Source organism: Bacillus cereus group sp. MYBK220-1 (assembly GCF_051916445.1).
GTDB classification, from domain to species: domain Bacteria; phylum Bacillota; class Bacilli; order Bacillales; family Bacillaceae_G; genus Bacillus_A; species Bacillus_A cereus.
This window is the reverse complement of the sequence record NZ_JBQAGQ010000002.1, coordinates 906,096-921,300: the sequence shown is the minus strand read 5'-3', so window position 1 is coordinate 921,300 and position 15,205 is coordinate 906,096. Positions and strand designations below refer to the sequence as shown.

Genomic DNA, 15,205 nt, shown 5'->3' with positions numbered 1-15,205 from the left:
AATACTAATTCGGTCACTTTTATAATGATAAGTCGAATTTTCATTATTTTCTTATTTTTAAGCGGACACATCTACTTGTTTTTTCGCCATATGTTGCTTTACTCCAACTAATACAACTAACAATAACCCTCCGCCTATTGTCATCATAACAATGCTAGTTGGCAACATATCTAATAGTAGTCCATATACAATCATACCAAGTGGTGCGATTGCAGTCGCAATTGTTTCAAGTAGGCCAAACACACGCCCTAGGTAGCTCGGATCTGTCGTTTTTTGCATATGTACTTGCATTGGAATGTTTACAATCATAATTGCTATACCAGTTAACATCATAAAAGCAATATAGTAAATAAAACTTGCTACTTTTGGAATGATAACTAACAACGGAAAGACTGTACATAAACTTAAACCTGCAAACAAAAACAGTCCAGTATAAATAGAACGAAACGGAGTATTCACTTCTTTACGCACTGATAAAGCAATCGCTCCCATTAGCATCCCGACTGCTAACATTCCTTCTACAGTACCGAGTTGCTTTGAAGATAAATGCAATGTATGGACGATAATGTAAGGAAGTGCAACTGTTAGACCACACGCAAAAAAGTTTACCCACAATGCTATTTTCATTAAACCATATATTTCATGTTGTCTTTTTACATATAAAAAACCTTCTTTTATACTCGTCAAGAAATGCTCTGTACTCTCAGCCACTTCTTTTTTATATAAATCAAATACGATAAATAATTGCAAAATAACCGCTAAAAAGAACGTAATACTATTTAATAGGAAAAACGATTTAATTGAAAAGAAACCATATACAACTCCGCCAATAATCGGTCCTAAAATATTTGATAAAGAAGCCGCCGTTTGATTTAAAGCACTCGCTTTTTGAATACGTCCTTCATCTACTAAACTCGGAATAGACGAAGTTAATGCAACAGAATAAAAACTTGCACAAATTGATAATAATGCTGCTGAAATATAAATAAAAAGAAGTGATGGTCCAAATATAGTAGCAAGAATAAACATACTAAGCATCGTTAAGCTACTTAATAAATCAGTACCAATGACAAGCCATTTTCGATTCACACGGTCTGCTACAGCACCAGCAATTGGGCCACAGATCATCCTTGGAAGTGATCCGCAAACGAGCGTAGTTGCAAACCCCATCCCTGAACCAGTAGTCTTTAATACATATAACCCCATTGCGAACGTATAAATACCTGCGCCTAATAAAGACGTCATTTTTCCAATCATCATTAAAATGATATTTCTCGTTGCAATCTTCATTCTTGAATCATGTTGTCCTATACTTATATCTTCCATTTTTGACTCTCTCCCCTTAAAAGTTAAATTGTGTTAAACTTATTATATAATCAACTTTCCAATTTTCACAACAAAAAGTTAAATGCAATTAAACTTTTTAAATATAAAGGAGCAACAATATGGCAACTCTCGGCGAAAAAATTAAAGCATTACGAAAAGAAAAAAAGCTTACGCAAACAGCACTGGCAGGTTCGGAACTGACAAAAAGTATGCTTAGTCAAATTGAAAATGGAAAAGCTACACCTTCTATGAAAACATTACAATATATTGCGGAAAAACTTGAATGTGAAACGAGCTTTTTATTAGAAGAAGATGAAGGAGAAATTGTAGAACTCATTCAAAAAATGGAGCAACTAATAAAGGCAAATAAATGCGATGAAGTATATAAGACTTTACTACCTATCGTTCAAACAGAGCTACCTTCTACTTTAAATACAGCTCGCTTATATAAACAGTTCCTAACAGGAGCAACTATTATGAACGATTATCATATTGAATATTACGTTGAAACTGCTGTTTCTATATTTGAAAAATATACTTTATATCGAGAAAGCACTGAAACGAAACTACTGTTTTACTATATGCTCTTCAAACGTAAAAAATATAAAGAATGTTTACAGATGATTGCTACAATTCGTGATGAATATAAAGCGAAGAATTTAGAAATGGATCTCATTACACATATACAATTATACTTAAAAGAAGCCATTATTTTACTCGCATACGGCAATTATGAAAAATGTGAAAAAGTCATTTTAGATGCACTTGCATTTTCAAAAAAACATCAAGTGTATTATAAAACAGATGAATTTTATCGCATTTTATCTTACCAAAAAGTCATTACAGCTGATAAAGAACAGTATTTATATTACATAAAAAAATCGGAGCAATTTGCCATTTTTACAGAAGATATTCTATCCATTGCGATTATTGATATTTTAAAAGCTTACTACTACAACACAATTACTAATGAATATACAATCGCATTAGAACATCTAGAACAATTCCGAGAAAAACTAAAAGATGAACCAATCTTTCAAGACGATGGATTATATTATCTTGAAAAAGGAAAATCTTTGTATGGCTTAAAACGTTATAAGGAAGCTTTGGCAATATTAAAACACGCTACCATACCAGATTATATGAGTCATCCACTTGATCAATCGTGGGTATTAACAGCTGGGTCTTATCGTGCCCTGTGTCATATAAAACTTCAAGATAAACCAGCTGCTCTGAAAGAAGCAAAAGAAGCAGTTCAAACGATAGATGGTTATCCTGATTCCATCTTTTCTTCATTTATTAAAGAAACATTACAAATAATACAAAAACTTTAAGAATGTCTCTAAATGGTATATTATTCCTCTTTTTTAGCAAAGATAATAATGATGGGAGGAATATAAATGAATATACAACGTGCAAAAGAGCTTTCTATGTCAGCAGAACAAGCCAATGTCAATTTTCAAGGCATGCCTGTTATGATTCAACACGTCGATGAAAGCAATGAAACCGCCCGCATATATGAAGTAAAAAACCCAGGACGCGAATTAACTGTTCCAGTTAATAGCTTAGAGGAAATATAAGAAATGCCACTTCTCTTTTGAAGTGGCATTTTTCTTCTTTCAGATTACTTATTATAAATTTCTTCAACCCTTTATTTTACATGAGCTGAAAAAATAAGAATTTTCTACTTCTTTTCTTTTTGTGACCTGCTAAAATACAAACTATGGATTAATTATTCGTACTATACATTAAGGAGGAAAAATAATGGCATCTACTTTAGAAAAAAACAAGCCTTATTATGCAGTTATATTCACTTCTAATTTATCAAATGATACAACAGACTATAATACCGTTGCCGAAGAAATGGAGAAACTTGCAAAGCAACAACCTGGATTTTTAGGTGTAGAAAGTGCAAGAGGTAATTCTGGACTCGGAATAACAATTTCTTATTGGGAATCACTTGATGCGATTGAAAATTGGAAAAAGAACACCTTACATAAAGAAGCGAAAAAAAGAGGTCGTGAGCAATGGTATGAAAACTTCCACCTGCGTATTTGTCTTGTTGAGAAAGAAATTAAGTTTCATAGAGGTACTTTATAACTATGAAGGAAAAATTAGCTCTCGTTATTGTTCATGAAATATATGGTGTGAACGACCATATGCATCACGTTACCCAGCACTTTACTTCATCTCATATAGATGTATTCTGTCCTAATCTGCTACAATCGCAACCTGCATTTCATTATATTGATGAAGAAAAAGCATATCATTTTTTTATGAATCATATTGGATTTGAAGATGGAAAAAAGCAAATTGAAACATTCATTACTCATCTTTCTAGTCGTTACACACATATTGGACTTATCGGCTTTAGTGTTGGAGCTACCATCTCATGGCTATGTAGTAACAATCCGAAAATAGATTTTATTATCGGATGCTACGGTTCCCGTATACGTGACTATGTTCACATAAAGCCTACATGCGCTACACTACTTATATTCCCTGAAAAAGAAGCTAGTTTTTCAGTATCCGCTTTCATTCAAACATTGCAGCAACAGAATAACCCTTTATTAGAAATAAAACAACTACACGGTGAACATGGATTTCTAAATCCGTACACTGAAAAATATAACGGGCACTCTACAAAACAAGCATATAATGTAATAGATTCATTTCTTGTAAAAAACACTCTTATACAGGAGATGTAAATGACACTTACATTACTCTTACTTATTTTCATATTCATTGCCTTTTTCTCAGTGCTAACTATTATTTTCGTAACCGTAAAAAAGGGGGAGTTTTCCAAACGGCCCTACTTACAATCTATTATCGTTTGCATTTTTTTTTACAAATTGGATTTTATATTTATCAACTTTTTATTCGTTACTTCCCGAGAAAATTAGTGAGTTCCTATTCCTACCCATTTGGTTTTTCCTTTGTATTTTAGGTTTTATAACTTTCTTGCGCGAATGGAGAAATAATCGTGTATTTTCCATATGTATCGTTCTTCTTTCCTTTATTAGTTTTTTATTTGGGTTATTGTTGTTAGTTCTTTTGGGGATGTAATAGAAGAAGGAAGAAAAGCCAACTTTCAACTTTTCTTCCTTCTATGTTTACCTTTAGTTTTCACTGTCACTGATTCACAAGGTGTATAATATATTTGAGGTGTCGCCTTATCAACAAACATCATAAACGTAACGAAACCGATAATAAAGAAAATAAACAACGTTAACAAAATTGCTCCTATCGTTAAAAGTATCATAACACCACCCCTATATTTTCATGTTATTACACCTTTCGCTATTATATGAGCGTAATCCTTTTTAGAAAAAGAAACGTAACAAAATAATCACAACCACTCCTGTTAATACTGTACCTAATAAACTACGAGTATATATGGCTACAAGAAATGTTGGAATTGCTGCGATCAGGTAATCCCATTGCACCGTCTCATGCATAAATAATACTTGTGCTAAAAGTGCTGCTAATATTGCAATTGGTATGTAATTTAACCATTTTAAACCCCAGTCTGGAATTTGTAGTTTGCTAAATACGAGTAGAGGTAAAATACGTGGCACGAGTGTAACAGCTCCTGCTGCTAGTAAAAGTAATAATACATCTAATCTCATTTCCATTTTTCAATCACCACTCCAATCGTCGCAGCTAGTAAGGTTGCGATAATAACCGCTATACTATCTGGCATAAATAGGTGTGAAACGTATGCAAGTATAATCGCTACAATTGCAACACTTAAATGAATTGCTAGCTTTGGTTTACTACTTATGAGCTGAAGTACAAATAATCCGATAAACATCGCTGGTAATGCATAATCCATCCCGTATGTATGTGGATCTGGTATCCACTCACCAAACAGACCACCAATAATGGTAGCAAGAATCCAGTTTAAATAAGCCGTTACATTTAGCCCAATCATCCATCTTTCGCCTAAATATCCTTTTTGCGCTGCATGCTGCACTGCGACGCCGAACGTTTCATCTGTAATTTGCGAACCAATAATGACGTTTTTTAATAGAGGTAGTTTCGTAAAGTACGGTGCGAGGGCAGCACTCATTAATAAATGGCGTAAATTAACAAAAAACACAGTAAAAATAATTGCGGAAGCAGGAGCACCGGCTGCATACATACCAGCTAATATAAATTGGGCAGAACCTGCATAAATTAAAGTCGACATAAATGCAATTTCAATGATAGAAAAACCTGCTGTTTTTGCAATTACACCAGCTGCTATACCGATGCTCAAATAACCAAATACAGTTGGTAAACAATCTTTTACTCCTTGCTGAAATGTATCATCGCTCTGCAAAGCTACATGTGCCTGAGCTTTACTCATCTCTATCATCCTCCATTCCTTCTAAAGTTCGTTTTCCTGTTACGACATGGACTAAATCTATATTTTCACGCCATAACGTATCTAACTTATCAGCTCCAAATTCCTTCGTGATTTCTTCAACCATAATATCGTGCCGCACATACTCTGTAGCAACGAGAACTAGCGCTGGGTCATACGTTGTAACGGCCCATGAAGTGCTATCATTTGAAAAGTTCGCAATTAATACCTCCTCTCCATCACGAGCAATAACAGTTAAATGACCACCCATTCTCTTTTCAACAACGTGGGGCGTCATATAATTATGGTGAAACGTCGCTCCTATTTTTGTTTCTGGGGCTCCAAATAAGATTGAAAATATATGTACGCCTTCCTCTTCCTTTTGATGAATGTATGGCTCAATTTCATGCACTTGATCTTCCCATACAGAAATCCATAACTCTTCCTTTGCCCTATTAATTATATTGCATATCTCTTTTAAAACACGATCATTTGAACGAATATGCGAAATTACATCTATTTGTCGCTCTTGTTCTAAACAATTTAATTTCTCATCTAAAAATTCAAAGGACTTTTCAAAGTCTTTTCGCATTCGATTCATTAATTCGGTAGCTGGTACTGGTACATATTTAACTGGTTCAGAGGGTACAATATGCACCGCTCCTTTATCCATTAACTTACCGAGTACCTCGTAAATCATAGAACGAGGTACTCCTGTTTGTTTACTCACTTCATAGCCTGTTACTGGGGAGTGTTTTAACAATCCAATATACGCTTTACATTCATACTGGGAAAATCCCAACTTTTGTAATTCCTTTATAATTTCATCCATCGGTAATCCCTCACAATCTAAATCGCCCTTACTTCAAAACGACGATTTTGCTTCCCTTTACTTTTTACTTTATCAATAACAAGTGTTCCTATTTCACTCGTATTTTTCACATGTGTGCCTCCACAAGCTTGTTTGTCTAAATTTTCAATTGTAACAATGCGGATTTCTTGGATAGTAATTGGCAGGAGATTTATTGCTGTTTTAATCATTCCTACAGCATTTTCTGCTTCTTCGCGGCTCATATAACGAGTGGAAATTTCTTTATTTTGCTTAATAAGTTTATTCACTTCCTCAACAATTTCTTCTACTTCCACGCTCGATAACTCTTGTAACTCATTAAAATCGATACGTGCTTTATCAGGATAAATTTGATTTCCGGTGCATAGAGCTCCATACTTTTCATAAACGACAGCTCCGATAAGATGCAGTAAAGAGTGATGACGCATTAAATTATGACGTCTTTCCCAATTCATCTCTAATTTAACTGGACCTAATTTTACTTGAGCTTCATCTTTTATATAGTGAACTATTTCTCCCTGCTCCTTCTTTACTTTTTCAACCTCAAATACAGACCCATCTTGTACAATGACACCCGTATCACATTCCTGCCCTCCACCAGTTGGATAAAAAACTGTTTCTTTTACAAATACTTTATTCCCTTCTACTTTTATCACTTCTGTTTCACAACTCGTTTTGTATGCATCTTCTAAATATAATGCCGTTGTCATACTCTCACCTCTTTAGTAGTTATAGTTATACCTACTAATATAAAAAAGAAGCTCGGTAAAGTCAATTGATAATTCTGAAATTTAAAATTAATAAAAGACTCCTTTATTAGGAGTCCACTATCTCAATATTTCATTCGCTTCTTTTTCATAAATTTTATCAAATGACGTCATAACACGCTGTGATGCTTGAATCATCTTTTGATCTGTCATAAGATCTGCCATCTCTTTCGTCATATCTACATTTGAATTTTCTAGCATATGATTTTTTACTATTCCTGTTCCGTTCGGTAAATTAGCAATGTTTCCTTCTGCTAGTGTAAAGCTTTTGTTTTCACGTTGCACGAGACGAGCATTCGTTTCTGCATCTACTGTTTTTGTTTGTAACTGTGCAATTACTATTCTCTTAATATCTGGTTTTTGCAAAGTTCCATCGTTAACTTCTCTATAAATTTCTCCATTATTAGATACGAAGAACTCAACATTTTCAGGAATACGAATACGCTCATTATTGACATCCATAACATAAGCACCTGAAGATGTTTGTAAATATCGATCACTATTTAATGTGAAACTACCATCTCTCGTTAAAAACGTTTCATCATTTTTAGAAGTAACAAAAAATGATGTTGTACCGGCCGCGCCGTCATCTAAAAAGAAATCTGTAGCGCTATTTGTCATTTGTATATTTCCTTGTACTAAATTCACATGCGTTGCAGCTGGTACTACAGCGTAATCGACCGAACCGATATTTGTTACCGCCCCATCTCCGCGGCGATATGTGTCTTGTACATCAAATACTTTAGACGTCATATTTTCTGCTTTAAATCCTGTCGTTTGAGCATTTGCAACGTTATTCGAATGAACATTAATGCGCTGCATGTAATTCATCATGCCCATAGAACCTATATAAAGACCGTTCATATTCGTTTGAATAAGGCAAGCGCCTTATTCTTCACCTCTTTTCTACGATGTTTGTAACATTTGTTTTGCTAAATGTTCAGCTGTAGCGATATGTATATTTTTCTTTATGTCTTGGCCATCTGTCATTAATACAATAGGAGCTGATGATACTGCTGGAATTTTCAACAATTCGCCACTACTTGCTGTTTCATCAAATTTCGTAAACACAATACCATCTATATGAATATCTTTAAAGTTTGTAATAATTTCAATCATATCTTTACTTTTCATTGAAGCTGATAACGTTAAACAAATATAATCTGGTTCTACTTGTCCCATCGTTTCAATCATTTCTTCCACTGTTTCTGACGTACGATAATTTTTCCCTGCTGTATCAATTAAAATATAATCGACGCGTGCTTCTTCTTTAAAATACGTAAGCGCTCTTGTCATTGCAGCTTCATCACGTACAGCAATTACTTCCGATCCAATTGTCTTTACGTTATCTTGCAATTGCTGCACTGTCCCTATGCGCGAATGATCTGTCGTTATAAAACCAACTGTTTTGTTCTTACCGTGAAATTGCCATGCCATTTTCGCCAGTGTCGTCGTTTTACCAACGCCAGTTGGACCGATTAATGCAATTGTTTGTACTTCTTTTTCAAAGACGTTTTCCGTATTGAAATGAGATTTCATATCTTCCAATATGTACCTGATAACTTCTTCTTCCGTAATCATCGTTGCATTTTCAAACTTTATTTTTAACTTTTCAGCATATGCATGAATGAAATATTGTTCCACATCGTTTTGTTCTAGCATCCGAATTACTTTTTGAATAATAAACGGTACAGATTCTTGGTTTTCTTTCTTTGTAACCACTTCTTCTTTCTTTAGTGGAACGACTTGTTTCACAACTTTTTTCTTTTTCGTTACTTCCGTTTCTTTCGTCTGTTTCACCACAACAATTCCTTTTTCAAACAGCTTTAATAGTTTCTCTTTTTTTCTTGCCCATTCTTCACTATTTCCTGTTTGCATCGCCGCGTATGACATAGGAGTCGTTACATTTTCTAAATTGTGCAGTACTGATTGAATTCCATTCGCCTTCACAATTTGTTCTGAAGGATCATTCACAACATCCATTAACTGTTCATGAAATTGAGCTGTACCTTCATTCACTTCTTCCTGTTTTTCTTCTGGAAAAGCAACTAACATTTCATAATCCTTTTTCCAAAAAAACGGTATATTTCGTTTTACACTTTCATCGACAACGTAATAATAATCTGTACCATATTGGTCAAATAACTTTCGATACAATTCATTTTTCGAAGCTGCTTTTATTCGCATTAACGCTTCTTTCTTTTCTGTACTTTCCATTACTTCACCCCCTACTATTCAATATAGGCAATTTGATCCACAACAATTTCTGGTGCTAATTCGCTAATACAAAGTACTTGTGCTTCCACTTGATAACGTTCTAGCAGTCTTACAATCGCAAATCTAAAATCTTTTCTACGTGTTAATAACACTGGTTCTCTTCCCATTAAACGTGCTTGTTTAAAGACGCGCTGCACTTGCTCAACGACACGTGTTTCTAAATCTAAATCCCAGTTTAATAAGTAACCTTGATATGAATTATTCACAACATCCGCATCTAACTCGATTGAATCAGAGAAGAGCGCTGCATATATTTTTCCGTCTGGATTTTTCGCATTTTCACAAATAACTTTTGAAATACATTCACGAACAAATGATGTCACACCGTCAACGTGGTTTTGATAAATTTCTTTGCCGTCAATAATACCTTCAATAATTGTTGGTAAATCACGAATAGAAATACCTTCTTTTAGAAGTTGTTTAATAACATTTTGAACGAGTGATAAATCAATTTCTTTCTTCTTAATCTCTTCTAATAGAACGCCATTATCATTTTCAAGCGAATTAATTAAATCTTTTACATGTTGGCGCTGAATTAATTCGTGAAGATTACGTCTAACGACAACATCTAAATGTGTAATTAATATGCTAAGTGGCTCTAACACTTGATAGCCTTTCATTTGTGCATCTTGCACCATATGCTCTAAAATCCAATATCCATCTTCACCGAAAATTGGATCTTTCGCTGGCTCTGCATCTAAATCAGCCATTACGTTTGGCGTTTTCAATGCTAATAAATAACCTGATTTTAAAACACCCTCAGCCGCCTTCGCACCTTTAATACGAATAATGTAACGTCCGCGTGGTCTAAAACTAGTATTATCTTTAAAGTTAATTCCAGGAACATTAATACCGAGGTCAGTAATAATCGACTTCCTCATAAGAACAACTTTATCACGAGCTGTTTCCCCGTTAATTTTCTGCTTTACAAGTGCTGCTAAATCTAAACCGAGTTCTACTATAATTGGATATTTATCCGTAAATACTCCAAATGAATCTTCCACTTGTTGCAGTTGCTCATCTTCGCCTTGAATCATTTCTATTTCTTTTTGAAGCTCGTCTTCTTTTTCTTTCTTTATTCGATTTTTATTACGAATGCCCAAGAAGATAATCGTTCCGCCAACGAGTGCGAATGGTAGAAACGGTAGCGGAGTAAAAATACCCATTGCGATAAACAAACCACCGAGCGCATATACAACAACTTCATGTGCTAATAACTCTTTAAAGATTCCTTCCGTTACCGTATCCGGTGAACCATCAAATACACGCGTTACGATAATACCTGTTGAAATCGCAAGCATTAACGAACCGATTTGGTTTACGATTCCGTCACCGACAGTTAACTGTGTATAATGAAGAGCCGCATCTGCAAAGCTCATTCCTTGCTGCATCATTCCGACAATTAAACCGAAAATAATGTTTACGAATAAAATGACAATCCCGAAAATAACGTCCCCTTTAATGAACTTCCCGGCACCATCCATCGCTCCGTAAAACTCTGTTTCCATATTTAATTTTTTTCGTTTTGCTTGTGCATCTTTTTCTGAAATAATACGCTGGTTTAAATCAGCATCGATAGACATTTGTTTCCCTGGTAAAGAATCAAGTGTAAAACGAGCTGCTACTTCAGCTGTACGCGATGCACCGTTTGCAACGATAAACTGGAATATGATTAATACTGTAAAAATAACGATACCAATTAATAAGTTTCCGCCAATTACGAACTGGCCGAACTCTTCAATAACATGACCGGCATTTCCGTCTGTCAAAATCGCTCGCGTCGTCGAAACGTTAATCGATACGCGGAAAATCCCGATTAATAACAACATCGTTGGAAATGACTTTAATTCATCCCACTCGTTAATACTTGTCGCTCGCATATAAATAAGCACTGACATACTTAGTAGAAAAACGATAATGATATCAAGTATAAATGGTGGAAGTGGAATTAAGAGCGCCACTACGAATGACGCTGCTAAAAAGATAGAAAAATAGGTTCTTGCAGAATCTATCTTAAACAAAGAGATCTCCTCCAAACGCGCTATTATACTTCAAGTTCATTCGTCTGAATTAAATAGCGCATAACTTCAATTACAGCTACATATAAATCTTCTGGAATCGTCTCATCTTCCTCGACTTGATAATATAAAGAACGAGCAAGCGGACGGTTTTCCACCATTGGTATTTCTTGTTCACGGGCAAGCGTTCGTATATATAACGCGAGCTCATCTTCCCCTTTTGCAACGACAATTGGTGCTGCATCAACGTGTTTATTGTAACGAAGTACGACCGAAATATGAGTCGGGTTGTTTACAATAAACGTTGCGCCATCCATCTTCTTCGCAATTGTTCCTTGCAAGATTGCATGCATAAAGTTTTTTCGTTTCCCTTTAACTTGCGGGTCCCCTTCATTATCTTTATGCTCTTGTTTCACTTCTTCTTTTTTCATCTTAATATCTTGCTCGTACTCCCATTTTTGATAAATGAAATCAATAATAGAAAGAACGATTAAAATAATTAAAATTGCTAAGAAAATAAATTTAATTTCCCTAATAATTTCAGTAAGTGATGCAGTCCAGTTAAATCCAATCATACTGACAATTTTCTCTAAATTCTTTTTAAAGAGAACGTAAGCGACGTAACCGATTAATCCCATATAAAACAGTGATTTCAAAATATCTACTAAACTTTTACGACTAAACAGTCTCGTAAAATAGTTTTTCGGATTAATACGTGACGCTTTCGGTTTAATGACTTTAGAAGAAAATAGGAAGCCGACTTGAATCATATAATTGAATAAATGAAAAGCGTATACGAGTATTAATATCGGAGCTGATACTTTCAGTAATAAAATCCCCATTAAATAAAAATACTCGGTTGAATCTGTATTTTTTCCAATTTGATCAAACAGCACCGCTACGGAATTTGCAATCTCATACCCTAGCCAATCTCCGAAGAAATAAACGACAACTGCTAATACGAGAATGGAAAATAAATTATTTAAATCTTTACTCCGGGCAATATTCCCTTCTTCACGCGATTTTTTACGCTTCTGCGGGGTGGCCTTTTCTGTTTTATTATCCTTTGCCATGCGCGTCCCCCTACTTCGTTAAGAAAAAGTTAAATAGTTTCGTATATTCTTCAAGTAATACATCCGTCATATTTTTAAACACATAACCGAGCATCGGTACACTCATCGCAATAAACAAAATACCACATGTAATTTTAATTACGTATGCATTCATAAAAACGTTTAATTGCGGAGCGTTTTTTGCAATTAAAATTAGAACAAAGTTAATGATGAATAAACTTCCCATAAGCGGAAGAGCAATTTCAACCGCTGATGTGATCGCAAATAATAGCGTTGCGAGTAGACTATCTAAGAAACTAGTCGTCAGCAATTTTGAAATCGCCTCTGTATATTGAAACGACTTTAAAATCGTGGCAACGAAATAATTAATGCCGCCAAGTGAAATAAAAATAATGAGAAAAAATATATCAAAAATGGTTGATAGTAAAGTAGACTGTGAGCCCGCATTTACATCAAACAAACTTGCTTGTGATAAACCGATATCAAAGTCTAAAATATGCCCGGCCATTTTCGGAATGTTCCACAGCATTTCTACAATTTTTGAAAGTGATAATCCAATTACAATTTGCGTTCCTGCATAAGCTGCAACGTCCCAAACTGTCTTGATGTGAGAGACATCCACTTGATCAGCCACTGTAATTGAAAGAGCAAGTCCAACTGTAACCTTCGCCATTGCTGGAATGGATCGTCCTGAGAAAAACGGTAAAAAATATAAAAATGAAGTAATGCGGCAAAACGCAAAAAACGTCGCCGCCCATAATTCCATATTCATTTCAGTTCACCTATCTTAGTACGAACGCAATAGCGATGGGATTTTATCAAATAAATCTAGAATAAGCGTCGTTAACTCTTGAAACATCCACGGTCCTAAAATGATAATAACGAGGACAATACTCGCCATTTTCGGTAAAAATGTCAGCGTTTGCTCTTGAATTTGCATCATCGCCATAATGACAGCGATAATAATAACGACAATCATACTTACGCCGGCAACCGGCATTAAAATCATAACCCCTTTATAAAAAAAGGTTTGAAAAATATCTATAATTGGTGACGTATTCATTTATATGACTCCTATCACATAGCATCAAACGCTTCAGGCGACCGTCTTAAACATAATATCGACAATTTTTGTATATCCACCTAAATATACGAAAACGAGTATTTTAAACGGTAAACTTAAAATCATCGGCGGTACCATCATCATCCCGAGGTACATTAAAAGTGTACTAATAATCAAATCTATAAATACAAACGCTAAATAAATGAACATCCCTGTTAGTAAACCTTTTTGAATTTGCGTTAACGTAAAGGATGGTACAAGTGTAAATAAGGAAAGATCTTTCAAATCTTTCGGCAACTCTTCTCCGCGTACTTTCAGCATCATTTTCAAATCATGCTTATACGTATGCTTTGACATATATTCTTTCATAATAGGAGCTGTCGTTTCCGCAGCTTGGCTTACTGTTATTTTCTCTTTCGTCATCGGATCCCACACATCGCTCTTCAGTTGCCCGAGTACAGGCTGCATCGTAAAGAGTGATAAAAATAATGCAAGTCCAACAAGCACTTGGTTTGGTGGTAAATTCATTACCCCAAGTCCTTGACGTGTAATCCCAAGAACGATCATAAAATAAGTAAAATGTGTAAATAATAGAACGATAGAAGAAGATAATGATAAAAGGGTAACGAGCGCAAATAGTTGTACACTTGAATTACTCGTAAACTCTTTTCCATTTTCGAAATTAATAAAACCGTTCGGGGCCGCATACGCTGGATTTACAAAAATAATTGAAAAAACGATAGAAAATACGAAAATAACGGCTAATAATGATAACTGTTTCTTTATTCTCATGATGGATCCTCTACTTTTTTCGTTTCAGTCTTCACCGCGTCTTCTAGTGCTTGTTGAAACTGATTTCCTGTTCCGGTTAATTGCACAGACTGCACACCGTTATTACTAATAACAGTGAACACTTGCTTTCCGTCCACTTCAAATAAAAAGGCACTCGTTTGATGATTTAAATACACGCCGTCTTTTACTTGAATATGGCCATTTTCACCCTGCTTAAAAAACTGCTGTTTGCGCGTCTTTTTCGTCATATAATATGCACCGTAACCGAGCGCACCAAACAGTAAAACGACTTGAAATAAGGTCGTCATATACGACATATGACTCCTCCTCTACTCTTTATCTTGCATTTGACTTTGGGCTTTCATAAGCGCCGCTTGTTTCTTATCAGCTTCAATTTCAGAAATGATAATACCGAATTTCTCGTCCATTACGATTGCTTCACCGATGCCGACTTTCATATTACTTAAATACACATCTACTTTATGTCCTAAGTTTTTCTCTACTTCCAGAACATCGCCAACTTTTAACTGCTTTACATCACCAAGTGTAATAGATGACTTTCCAAGCTTTACACCGAGTTCAATCGAAATATCTGAAACAGTATCAATATGTGCCTTACCTGCTTCATTTCGCTTTCCTGCAAAATCTTCTAATCCCATTAATGACACGGGAGATACTTCATGCTTCATAT

The 15,205-nt window shown here is 35.0% G+C and carries 19 protein-coding genes and 1 pseudogene; 5 read left to right on the top strand and 15 right to left on the bottom strand.

Annotated elements, in window-relative coordinates:
• Window positions 1-57: 57 nt before the first annotated feature.
• Entirely contained in the window at window positions 58-1,326 is a 1,269-nt protein-coding gene (locus tag ACTFRU_RS11720; RefSeq protein ID WP_000389503.1) for an MFS transporter, read from the bottom strand.
• 119 nt (window positions 1,327-1,445) lie between these two features.
• On the opposite strand from ACTFRU_RS11720, the gene ACTFRU_RS11715 reads away from it, so the two are divergent.
• The 5 genes and pseudogenes from ACTFRU_RS11715 to ACTFRU_RS11695 all read left to right on the top strand — a co-directional run bounded on the left by ACTFRU_RS11715 (window position 1,446) and on the right by ACTFRU_RS11695 (window position 4,392).
• Window positions 1,446-2,660: a helix-turn-helix domain-containing protein gene (locus ACTFRU_RS11715; protein WP_000212351.1), complete on the top strand. Its 1,215-nt coding sequence runs from the start codon at window positions 1,446-1,448 to the stop codon at window positions 2,658-2,660.
• A 66-nt stretch (window positions 2,661-2,726) separates the two neighbouring features.
• A complete protein-coding gene (locus ACTFRU_RS11710; protein ID WP_001025737.1) occupies window positions 2,727-2,906 on the top strand; it encodes an H-type small acid-soluble spore protein in 180 nt (59 codons plus the stop codon).
• A 184-nt stretch (window positions 2,907-3,090) separates the two neighbouring features.
• Window positions 3,091-3,426: an antibiotic biosynthesis monooxygenase family protein gene (locus tag ACTFRU_RS11705; RefSeq protein ID WP_000168853.1), complete on the top strand. Its 336-nt coding sequence runs from the start codon at window positions 3,091-3,093 to the stop codon at window positions 3,424-3,426.
• A gap of 2 nt (window positions 3,427-3,428) precedes the next feature.
• Window positions 3,429-4,034, top strand: a complete 606-nt coding sequence (locus tag ACTFRU_RS11700) for a dienelactone hydrolase family protein (protein ID WP_000660128.1) — start codon at window positions 3,429-3,431, stop codon at window positions 4,032-4,034.
• A pseudogene (locus ACTFRU_RS11695) lies at window positions 4,035-4,392 on the top strand (hypothetical protein).
• A gap of 25 nt (window positions 4,393-4,417) precedes the next feature.
• Here ACTFRU_RS11695 and ACTFRU_RS11690 read toward each other — a convergent pair.
• From ACTFRU_RS11690 to fliN, 14 genes are all read right to left on the bottom strand, one after another.
• Window positions 4,418-4,588, bottom strand: coding sequence for a DUF3951 domain-containing protein (locus tag ACTFRU_RS11690; RefSeq protein ID WP_000602244.1), 171 nt, complete (start codon window positions 4,586-4,588; stop codon window positions 4,418-4,420).
• Window positions 4,589-4,649: 61 nt separating this feature from the next.
• Entirely contained in the window at window positions 4,650-4,961 is a 312-nt protein-coding gene (locus ACTFRU_RS11685; protein WP_000425946.1) for an AzlD domain-containing protein, read from the bottom strand.
• Complete coding sequence (locus ACTFRU_RS11680) at window positions 4,952-5,677, bottom strand: AzlC family ABC transporter permease (protein ID WP_048558355.1); 726 nt, start codon at window positions 5,675-5,677, stop codon at window positions 4,952-4,954. Before ACTFRU_RS11680 ends, ACTFRU_RS11685 begins: the two co-directional genes overlap by 10 nt.
• A complete protein-coding gene (locus ACTFRU_RS11675) occupies window positions 5,670-6,506 on the bottom strand; it encodes a TrmB family transcriptional regulator (protein ID WP_016513054.1) in 837 nt (278 codons plus the stop codon). The genes ACTFRU_RS11680 and ACTFRU_RS11675 overlap by 8 nt, the downstream gene beginning before the upstream one ends.
• Before the next feature lie 17 nt (window positions 6,507-6,523).
• On the bottom strand, window positions 6,524-7,234 hold the full coding sequence (locus tag ACTFRU_RS11670; protein WP_440037650.1) for an alanyl-tRNA editing protein: 711 nt from the start codon (window positions 7,232-7,234) through the stop codon (window positions 6,524-6,526).
• A gap of 117 nt (window positions 7,235-7,351) precedes the next feature.
• The gene (locus ACTFRU_RS11665) at window positions 7,352-8,155 is read right to left on the bottom strand and encodes a flagellar basal-body rod protein FlgG (RefSeq protein ID WP_001013939.1); all 804 of its coding nucleotides are present in this window, start codon (window positions 8,153-8,155) and stop codon (window positions 7,352-7,354) included.
• A gap of 42 nt (window positions 8,156-8,197) precedes the next feature.
• Window positions 8,198-9,508, bottom strand: coding sequence for a flagellar biosynthesis protein FlhF (gene flhF / locus ACTFRU_RS11660; RefSeq protein ID WP_000446167.1), 1,311 nt, complete (start codon window positions 9,506-9,508; stop codon window positions 8,198-8,200).
• A gap of 14 nt (window positions 9,509-9,522) precedes the next feature.
• Window positions 9,523-11,589, bottom strand: coding sequence for a flagellar biosynthesis protein FlhA (flhA, locus tag ACTFRU_RS11655; RefSeq protein ID WP_000472534.1), 2,067 nt, complete (start codon window positions 11,587-11,589; stop codon window positions 9,523-9,525).
• 23 nt (window positions 11,590-11,612) lie between these two features.
• Entirely contained in the window at window positions 11,613-12,659 is a 1,047-nt protein-coding gene (gene flhB / locus ACTFRU_RS11650) for a flagellar type III secretion system protein FlhB (RefSeq protein ID WP_001030111.1), read from the bottom strand.
• A gap of 10 nt (window positions 12,660-12,669) precedes the next feature.
• Window positions 12,670-13,431, bottom strand: a complete 762-nt coding sequence (locus ACTFRU_RS11645; RefSeq protein ID WP_001055718.1) for a flagellar biosynthetic protein FliR — start codon at window positions 13,429-13,431, stop codon at window positions 12,670-12,672.
• A gap of 15 nt (window positions 13,432-13,446) precedes the next feature.
• Complete coding sequence (locus ACTFRU_RS11640; RefSeq protein WP_001098085.1) at window positions 13,447-13,722, bottom strand: flagellar biosynthetic protein FliQ; 276 nt, start codon at window positions 13,720-13,722, stop codon at window positions 13,447-13,449.
• A 33-nt stretch (window positions 13,723-13,755) separates the two neighbouring features.
• Window positions 13,756-14,514, bottom strand: coding sequence for a flagellar type III secretion system pore protein FliP (locus tag ACTFRU_RS11635; RefSeq protein WP_001220582.1), 759 nt, complete (start codon window positions 14,512-14,514; stop codon window positions 13,756-13,758).
• Window positions 14,511-14,831 (bottom strand): hypothetical protein, encoded by a 321-nt coding sequence (locus tag ACTFRU_RS11630; protein WP_000121178.1) that lies wholly within the window; start codon window positions 14,829-14,831, stop codon window positions 14,511-14,513. The genes ACTFRU_RS11635 and ACTFRU_RS11630 overlap by 4 nt, the downstream gene beginning before the upstream one ends.
• Window positions 14,832-14,843: 12 nt before the next feature.
• Window positions 14,844-15,203, bottom strand: coding sequence for a flagellar motor switch protein FliN (fliN, locus tag ACTFRU_RS11625; RefSeq protein ID WP_000680010.1), 360 nt, complete (start codon window positions 15,201-15,203; stop codon window positions 14,844-14,846).
• Window positions 15,204-15,205: the final 2 nt, after the last annotated feature.

Coding starts and splice junctions, on each gene's coding strand:
- ACTFRU_RS11710 (WP_001025737.1), top strand. CDS start 2,727: ATGAATATACAACGTGCAAAAGAGCTTTCTATGTCAGCAGAACAAGCC.
- flhB (WP_001030111.1), bottom strand. CDS start 12,659: ATGGCAAAGGATAATAAAACAGAAAAGGCCACCCCGCAGAAGCGTAAA.
- ACTFRU_RS11645 (WP_001055718.1), bottom strand. CDS start 13,431: ATGAATATGGAATTATGGGCGGCGACGTTTTTTGCGTTTTGCCGCATT.
- ACTFRU_RS11715 (WP_000212351.1), top strand. CDS start 1,446: ATGGCAACTCTCGGCGAAAAAATTAAAGCATTACGAAAAGAAAAAAAG.
- ACTFRU_RS11665 (WP_001013939.1), bottom strand. CDS start 8,155: ATGAACGGTCTTTATATAGGTTCTATGGGCATGATGAATTACATGCAG.
- ACTFRU_RS11630 (WP_000121178.1), bottom strand. CDS start 14,831: ATGTCGTATATGACGACCTTATTTCAAGTCGTTTTACTGTTTGGTGCG.
- fliN (WP_000680010.1), bottom strand. CDS start 15,203: ATGAAGCATGAAGTATCTCCCGTGTCATTAATGGGATTAGAAGATTTT.
- ACTFRU_RS11685 (WP_000425946.1), bottom strand. CDS start 4,961: ATGGAAATGAGATTAGATGTATTATTACTTTTACTAGCAGCAGGAGCT.
- ACTFRU_RS11680 (WP_048558355.1), bottom strand. CDS start 5,677: ATGAGTAAAGCTCAGGCACATGTAGCTTTGCAGAGCGATGATACATTT.
- ACTFRU_RS11640 (WP_001098085.1), bottom strand. CDS start 13,722: ATGAATACGTCACCAATTATAGATATTTTTCAAACCTTTTTTTATAAA.
- ACTFRU_RS11635 (WP_001220582.1), bottom strand. CDS start 14,514: ATGAGAATAAAGAAACAGTTATCATTATTAGCCGTTATTTTCGTATTT.
- ACTFRU_RS11670 (WP_440037650.1), bottom strand. CDS start 7,234: ATGACAACGGCATTATATTTAGAAGATGCATACAAAACGAGTTGTGAA.
- ACTFRU_RS11700 (WP_000660128.1), top strand. CDS start 3,429: ATGAAGGAAAAATTAGCTCTCGTTATTGTTCATGAAATATATGGTGTG.
- flhF (WP_000446167.1), bottom strand. CDS start 9,508: ATGGAAAGTACAGAAAAGAAAGAAGCGTTAATGCGAATAAAAGCAGCT.
- ACTFRU_RS11720 (WP_000389503.1), bottom strand. CDS start 1,326: ATGGAAGATATAAGTATAGGACAACATGATTCAAGAATGAAGATTGCA.
- ACTFRU_RS11690 (WP_000602244.1), bottom strand. CDS start 4,588: ATGATACTTTTAACGATAGGAGCAATTTTGTTAACGTTGTTTATTTTC.
- ACTFRU_RS11705 (WP_000168853.1), top strand. CDS start 3,091: ATGGCATCTACTTTAGAAAAAAACAAGCCTTATTATGCAGTTATATTC.
- ACTFRU_RS11675 (WP_016513054.1), bottom strand. CDS start 6,506: ATGGATGAAATTATAAAGGAATTACAAAAGTTGGGATTTTCCCAGTAT.